This is a genomic window from Pararhodobacter sp. (assembly GCF_034676075.1).
In the GTDB taxonomy this organism is placed as follows: domain Bacteria; phylum Pseudomonadota; class Alphaproteobacteria; order Rhodobacterales; family Rhodobacteraceae; genus Pararhodobacter.
Genome location: NZ_JAUCCQ010000168.1, coordinates 1 through 6,682, shown reverse-complemented (window position 1 = coordinate 6,682; position 6,682 = coordinate 1). Strand labels below are relative to the sequence as shown.

The following is a 6,682-nucleotide window of genomic DNA, read 5'->3' as shown; positions in this document are numbered from 1 at the left end:
ACGCCCGAGGCGGTCAGCATGATGACATTCGGCCCCGGGGTGAAGAGCCCGAGGAAGACGAAGCCGTAAAGCAGCGGATCAAAGAACATGGCGCCTCAGCGAAAACGGGCGGCGGATTGTCCGCCGCCCGGGTCTCCGTCTATCCGCCCAGCGCCCAGCTTGGAAGCCAGAGCACGATCCAGGGGAAAACCACACAGAGGAACAGCCCCAGCACCTGCAGCGCCACGAAGGGGATGATGCCCTTGTAGATCATCTGGATCTTCACCTCGGGCGGCGCCACGCCCTTGAGGTAGAAGAGCGCGAAGCCGAAGGGCGGAGTCAGGAAGCTGGTCTGCAGGTTCACCGCCACCAGGATCAGGAACCAGATGACGATCGGGTTGGAAATCCCGGCCCATTCCCCGACATGGCCGCCGAAATCCAGAAGCGCGACGATGGGGGCGAAGATCGGCAGGACGATCAGCGTGATCTCGATCCAGTCGAAGAAGAACCCCAGCGCGAAGACCATGGCCATCAGCACGAAGAGGATCGACCAGGGCCCGGCGCTGGAATTCTGGATGAACTCGACGATCAGATGCTCGCCGCCGATGGATTTGAAGACGAAGCTGAAGGCCGTCGCGCCGACGAAGATGCCGAACAGCATCGCCCCGGTCAGCGCCGAGCGGTAGCAGACATCCTTGAACGTCTCCCAGGTGAGGCGCCGGTTGAACCAGGCCAGCAGCACCGAACCCGCGGCACCGACACCCGAAGCCTCGGTCGGCGTGGCGAGGCCGGCGAAGATCGAGCCCAGCACGGCGAGGATCAGGAAGATCGGCGGCAGGAACGAGCGGAAGATCATCCGCCAGAACTCGCCCCTTGTGGCCGGGCCGATCTCGTCCGGCATCGGCGGGGCGAGATGGGGTTTCCAGCGGCAAAGGAGGAAGATGTAGAGCGTATAGAGCAGCGCCAGCAGCAGGCCCGGGATAATGGCAGCGATGAAGACCGTGCCGACCGGCACCGACAGCAGGTCCGACATGATGACCAGCATGATCGAGGGCGGGATCAGGATGCCCAGCGTGCCCGAGGCGGCGATGGTGCCGGTGGCCAGCGGGATCGAGTAATTCGCCTTCATCATCACCGGCAGCGCCATCAGCGTCATCATGACGACCGAGGCGCCGATGATGCCGGTGGTCGCGGCCATGATCGTGCCCATCAGCGTGACCGACAGCGCCAGCCCCCCCGGCACCTTGCGCAACAGGACCTGCAGCGCCTCCAGCAGATCGGTGGCGACGCCGGATTTCTCCAGCATCGTGCCCATGAAGGTGAACATCGGGATCGCCACCAGCACCAGGCTGGCCATGGTCCCGCCGTAGATCCTGAGCGGCACCAGCTGGATCTGATCCAGCCGGAAGACGCCCGCCCAATCGCCCAGCACCGCAAAGAGAAGCGCGATACCGCCGAGGATGAAGGCGACCGGGTAGCCGGTAAACAGCACGATCGCCAGCACGCCGAACATGATCAGCGGCATGTAGTAGATGACATTTTCCATGCGGGGCGCTCCGGTCAGGCGTCGGCGGGTTGGGTGGGGGGATGATCGCCGGCGTATTGGCCCGAAGCCGCACGCAGGCTGGAGGGCCCGAAGAGATAGACCAGACATTTCAGCGCCGCCGACAGCCCCGCCAGCGCCACGAAGACAAAGCCCACCGGCAGCATCCCCTTGATGATGAAGCGATGCGGCAGCCCGGTCAGCGCGTCCGACCCCTCACCGATGTTGAAGGCCCTGAGCGCGTTCTCGGTGCCGTATTCGATGACCACGTAGCAATAGGGCACCAGAAACAGCAGCGCGCCGAACAGCTCGACCCAGGCCCGGGTCCGCGGCCGCAGCGTGTCGCGCACCAGTTCGATGCGGACATGGCTGTCCTTGACGTAGCCATAGCCCAGCGCCAGCAGGAAGAGGACGGCATGCAGGTGCCATTCCATCTCTTGCAACCGGGTCGAGGTGAACATCTTGTACCAGTCGGTGGTGGTGAAATCGGGGTTGTAGCCCAGATATTTCCGCTGGATGACGTCGTAGAGGATGATCAGCATCATCGGCACGAAGAGGAAGGCCGCGGCCTTGCCCACCACGGTGCAGGCATGGGCCAATTGGTCGGACGCCCGCAGCATGTAGGCCGAGGCACCCTCACGCGCGCCGCGCAGTGCCAGCACCGCCATCACCACGAAATACAGCGTCACCGCAAGCAGCAGCGGTGTCGCGTAGGGCACCAGCGGCTCGAAGAAATCGAGCGTCGCCTGCGCGGCTTCCCAGCCCTCGCGCTGGCGGCGCACGATCCGCGCCAGCCCGTTCAGCTGGGTTTGCGTCAGCGCCAGCGGCGTCGCGATCATGACCGAGGACCAGCCCAGCAGCGTCGCCGCCATGAACCAGCCCGGCGCGGCCCGCATCAGCCAGGCCAGCAGATGCGAGACCAGGATCACCCCCAGCGCGTAGAAAACCCACATCGAGGTGGGATCGACCACGATGATGACGGCCGAAGCCGCGATGGTGAGGATCGACAATAGCGTGCCCATGGCCAGCCTGCCCCTTCGTTCGTCGAATATGCGTGCGAAAACGGGGCATCCCGGCGGGATGCCCCCATTTCAGGCCAGGGACAGGTCAGTCCAGATAGGCCAGGTCACGCCACCGGGAATAGCGCTGCCGGAAGTTGGTGTAGCTCTCGTACACCCGGGCGAAATCGGCATCCTCGGCCGCCAGCTCGGTCGCGACCTCGATCCAGGCCGCCTCCAGCCGCCCCAGATCCTCGTCCGACCAGCGGTGGATCTGCACGCCGTGCTCGTTCTCCAGCGTCTCCAGCGCGTCGATCTGGATCGCCTCGCCCTCGGCCAGGCCATAGGCGATGTTGGCGTCGCAGATCGTGTTGATCATCTGCTGCTGATGCTCGGTCAGGCTTTCCCACAGGTCGAGGTTGATCATCAGGTCGAAGAAGGTCGATTGCTGGTGCCAGCCGGGGAAGTAGTAATGCTGCGCCACCTGATAGAAGCCGAGGTTGAGGTCGATGGCCGGCATCGAGAACTCGGTCGCGTCGATGGTGCCCAGTTCCAGCGCCGGGAAGATGTCGCCGCCGGCCAGCAGCTGGGTCGAGACGCCCATCCGCTCCATCACCTTGGCGCCCAGACCGAAGAAGCGCATGGTCAGGCCGCGCAGCTCGTCGGTGTTGTGGATCTCGTTGCGGAACCAGCCCGAGGCCTCGGGCGCGATCACCGCGCAGATCACCGAATGGATGTTGTGGGGCTCGTAGAGTTCTTCCAGGAACTCCTGCCCGCCGCCGAACTTCATCCAGGCCAGGTATTCCGACGCCCGCGGCCCGAAGGGCACGGCCGCCAGCAATTGCAGCGCCGGAACCCGGCCCGCCCAATAGCCGGGCGTCGACCAGCCGGCCTCGACCGCACCCGAGCCCACCGCGTCGAACACCTCGAGCGCGGGGACCACGCCGCCGGGGTTCTGGAAGGTGACCTCGATCTCGCCATCGCTGAGCTGGGTGATCATGTCGGCGATGCGGATGCCGAGCGTGCCAAGCTGCGGCAGCGACCCGGCATAGGTCGATTGCAGGTTCCAGTGCTGCTGGGCCTGGGCGGCACCCGCCGTCAGCCCGGCGACAAGCGCCGAGGTGGTAAGAATTCTTTTCATGTTTCTCTCCCTGGTGTGCGGTTCTTAGCCGGGACGGAGTCTCCCCTTTCCGTCGTCGGCGGCCGCGCGTTTAGCCGAACATGAAGAAAGCGTTGCGTCAAGCATCGTGCCGAGAGGGACGAAGCCAGATCAGCAGGCGCGGTCTCCACGCCTCAAGTGGTAAGATGATTTTACCAACCTGTCCAAGGAAAAATTGGTCAACTTGTGGGCGAGTCGGTCAGCCCCGCGGCGTGACCCGCAGCCAGATCCCTTCGGCCGCGCGGACCGTCAGCTGCGCCTGTGGCACCGGCACGCGGCCCTCGACCGGCGCCAGCCGCAGGTCGCGGGCGATCATCGCCAGAATGAGCGGCCCCTCGACCATGGCCAGCCCCGCCCCGGTGCAGACCCGCGGCCCGGCCGAGAACGGGATGAACCCGTCCCGCGCCGATGCCCGCCCCTCGGCCGTTTGCCACCGCGCCGGGCAGAAGGCGTCGGGCTCCTCCCAGATCGCCTGATGGCGGCCCAGATGCCAGGGGCTCACCACCACCTGCGCGCCCGTCTCGACCCGGCGTCCGCGGAACTCGGCCGGACAGGCGGCCTCGCGCACCATCATCGGCACCGGCGGATAAAGCCGCAGCGCCTCGCGGAACACGTCGCGGGCCAGTTTCAGCCGGCTGACCGAGCCGAAATCGGGGGTCAGCTCCCGCGCCGCCTCCTCGGCCAGCCGGTCCTGAAGATCGGGGGCCAGCGCCAGCAGGTAGAGCGCCCAGCCCAGCGCCGAGGCCGAGGTCTCGTGCCCGGCCAGGAAGAACACCGCCACCTGGTCGACCATCTCGGCATCGTCGAAGGGCCGCCCGTCCAGCGGGTCGGCCATGGTCATGATCTTGGTCGCCAGGTCGTCCGGCGCGCGGCCCTCCGCGATGGCCACCCGCCGCGCCGCCACCAGATCGCCGATCAGCCCCCGGATGCGCCGCGCCGCCCTGAGCGTCGCCCGGCGATGGAACCGCGGCATCCAGCGCGGCAAGGGCAGAAAGGCCGCGAGGTTGATCAGCGGCTGCGTGCCCTGATAGTCGCGAAAAGCACCGAAGACGGCGCTGGCAGTGCGGTCCTCGATCGGCACGGAGAACAGCGTGCGGAAGATGACATCGGCGGTCGAATGGCTCATCTCGGCCTCGACCTCGACCGGCGCCTCCCCGGCCCGGGCGCGCAGCCGCGCCACCGTCGCCTCCCCCGCCGCCCAGATCGCCGGGAAGGTGTCGCGCAGCCGCCCGCCCTCGAAGGCCGGGTCGATGATCCGCCGCTGCCGCTCCCAGAGCGCGCCATTGGTCAGGAAGACGCCCTGCCCCAGCAAGGGCTCCAGCCCCGCCGCCATCCGCGGCGATTTGGGGAAATCCCGCGGCGCCTCGGTCAGCACCCGTTTCCAGAGCGCGGGCTCGTTGACCAGGAAGGTATGCAGGAAGGGGATGCGGAACTCGGCCATCTTGGCGCGGTAGAGGCGCTCGGGATTGGCGCTAAGGATATCGCGCCGGAAACTTCGCAGATACCGGAAGAAGGCGAAGCGCCCCTGCCGCGAGGGGGGCTTGGGCGGGAGGATCACGGCAGGCTCCGGTGCGGAGAATAGACCCGCCGCTCGACCTGCGGCGAAGGCGCGCGGCCGCGGTAACGGTCGGCCAGCAGCACCGGCCCGGCGGTGATCTGGAAGTAATCGTAGTCGCGGGGGCGTTCGAAGGCGGCGAGGTACTGGATATGCAGGCGGAAGAACTGCCGCCGGACCCGGCGCCAGGTCTCGGGCGCCAGCGTCTCGGAAAAGGCGGCCGAAAAGACCAGCGGCTGATGCTGATCCTCCGGCGCCACGCCGCAGACGGCGGGCGGGTCGGTCAGCCAGAAGCAGACGCCATCGCCCCGGGCGCTGACATCGACCCAGGTGACGGCCGGGCTGGCGGCAAGCTGGCGCAGATCGGCGCGCAATTGTCGCGCCTCGGGCAGGAAGGCCTGCATCGGGATCGCCTGGCCAAGCGTCAGCAGCGCCAGCCGCGCGCCGGTCTCCGGCAGCCCCTGCCGCTCGACCGCGGCGACGATGGCCACCGCCAGCGCCGCGCCCGAGGAATGGCCGACCACCAGCACCTCATCGTGGCCCTCGGCCAGTGCCGCCGCAACCTCCTCGGCAAAGCCGTCAAGCCGCGCCTGCAGCGCCGGGCCGAAGGCGCCCCGGTGCTGCGCCACCTGGGCGAAATCGTAGAGCATGTAATAGGCGAAAAGCCTGGTATCGAGTTTGCGGAATCCCTGCATGACGCCCGCCAGCGCCAGCGCGCCAAGCCCGGCGCCGACCAGATGCCCCAAAACCCCGCCGATCAGCGCCTGCGCCCCCCACCAGACCAGCGCCAGCGTTAGAAGCCCCAGCAACAACTGCCCGGTCAGCATCCCCACCGGCCAGGCGCCGGTCAGCATCGGCCCGGGCCGGAGCCGGATCATCGCACCCAGGGCCCCGGTCGAGAAGAAGATCCAGAGTGTACGCACCAGCAGGAGATAGGTCGCGACGACACCCCGGCGCATGGATTGCTGCACCAGATCGGCCCAGACCAGCACCTGCACCCGCGCCTCGGCCGGCTGCTCGCCGATCCGCGTCTCGACCCGCCAGACATAGGCGCCGCTGCCGGTCTCGGCCTTCATGGCGAAATCGTAGCCGCTGATCTGGGCCTGGGCCGCGCCCTCCTTGCGGTAGAACTCGCGGTAGCGGCGGGGCGGAAAGGGATCGTAGCCCGGCACGTAGAAGACCCGCCGCCTGAAGCCCGTCCCGCTCGCCCCGTCCATGCCTGCCTCGCGCCGTTTTCCGAAGGCTACGCGAAAGCAATGGCGCTGGAAACCCGGGGCGACGAAGGAGGGGGGCCGTCTGCCCCCCTCTTGGCCTGACGGCCAATTCACCCCCCGAGGATATTTGAAGAACGAAGATGAAGGTAAAGAGAGTCCTAACCTTGATCTTTGTTCCTTAAATATCCTCGGGGGTTTCTCAAGGGGGTGGAAAACCCCCTTGAGCGGGGGGTG

At 67.1% G+C, this 6,682-nt stretch carries 5 protein-coding genes; all 5 read right to left on the bottom strand.

All coding sequences use genetic code 11. From position 1 onward, the window contains the following. Positions 1–139: 139 nt before the first annotated feature. The 5 genes from VDQ18_RS22165 to VDQ18_RS22145 all read right to left on the bottom strand — a co-directional run bounded on the left by VDQ18_RS22165 (position 140) and on the right by VDQ18_RS22145 (position 6,451). A complete protein-coding gene (locus tag VDQ18_RS22165; protein WP_323023039.1) occupies positions 140–1,525 on the bottom strand; it encodes a TRAP transporter large permease subunit in 1,386 nt (461 codons plus the stop codon). A gap of 14 nt (positions 1,526–1,539) precedes the next feature. Beyond that, on the bottom strand, positions 1,540–2,544 hold the full coding sequence (locus VDQ18_RS22160; protein WP_323023038.1) for a TRAP transporter small permease subunit: 1,005 nt from the start codon (positions 2,542–2,544) through the stop codon (positions 1,540–1,542). An 85-nt stretch (positions 2,545–2,629) separates the two neighbouring features. Further along, positions 2,630–3,661 carry a TRAP transporter substrate-binding protein gene (locus VDQ18_RS22155; RefSeq protein WP_323023037.1) on the bottom strand — a complete coding sequence of 344 codons (1,032 nt, stop codon included), beginning with the start codon at positions 3,659–3,661 and terminating at the stop codon, positions 2,630–2,632. 217 nt (positions 3,662–3,878) lie between these two features. Continuing rightward, complete coding sequence (locus VDQ18_RS22150; protein WP_323023040.1) at positions 3,879–5,234, bottom strand: cytochrome P450; 1,356 nt, start codon at positions 5,232–5,234, stop codon at positions 3,879–3,881. Continuing rightward, entirely contained in the window at positions 5,234–6,451 is a 1,218-nt protein-coding gene (locus VDQ18_RS22145) for a lipase family protein (protein WP_323023036.1), read from the bottom strand. The genes VDQ18_RS22150 and VDQ18_RS22145 overlap by 1 nt, the downstream gene beginning before the upstream one ends. Between the last annotated feature and the right edge of the window lie 231 nt (positions 6,452–6,682).

Bases quoted from the DNA above. Each gene is read 5' to 3' on its own strand.
- VDQ18_RS22165 (WP_323023039.1), bottom strand. From the start codon at position 1,525: ATGGAAAATGTCATCTACTACATGCCGCTGATCATGTTCGGCGTGCTG.
- VDQ18_RS22160 (WP_323023038.1), bottom strand. From the start codon at position 2,544: ATGGGCACGCTATTGTCGATCCTCACCATCGCGGCTTCGGCCGTCATC.
- VDQ18_RS22155 (WP_323023037.1), bottom strand. From the start codon at position 3,661: ATGAAAAGAATTCTTACCACCTCGGCGCTTGTCGCCGGGCTGACGGCG.
- VDQ18_RS22145 (WP_323023036.1), bottom strand. From the start codon at position 6,451: ATGGACGGGGCGAGCGGGACGGGCTTCAGGCGGCGGGTCTTCTACGTG.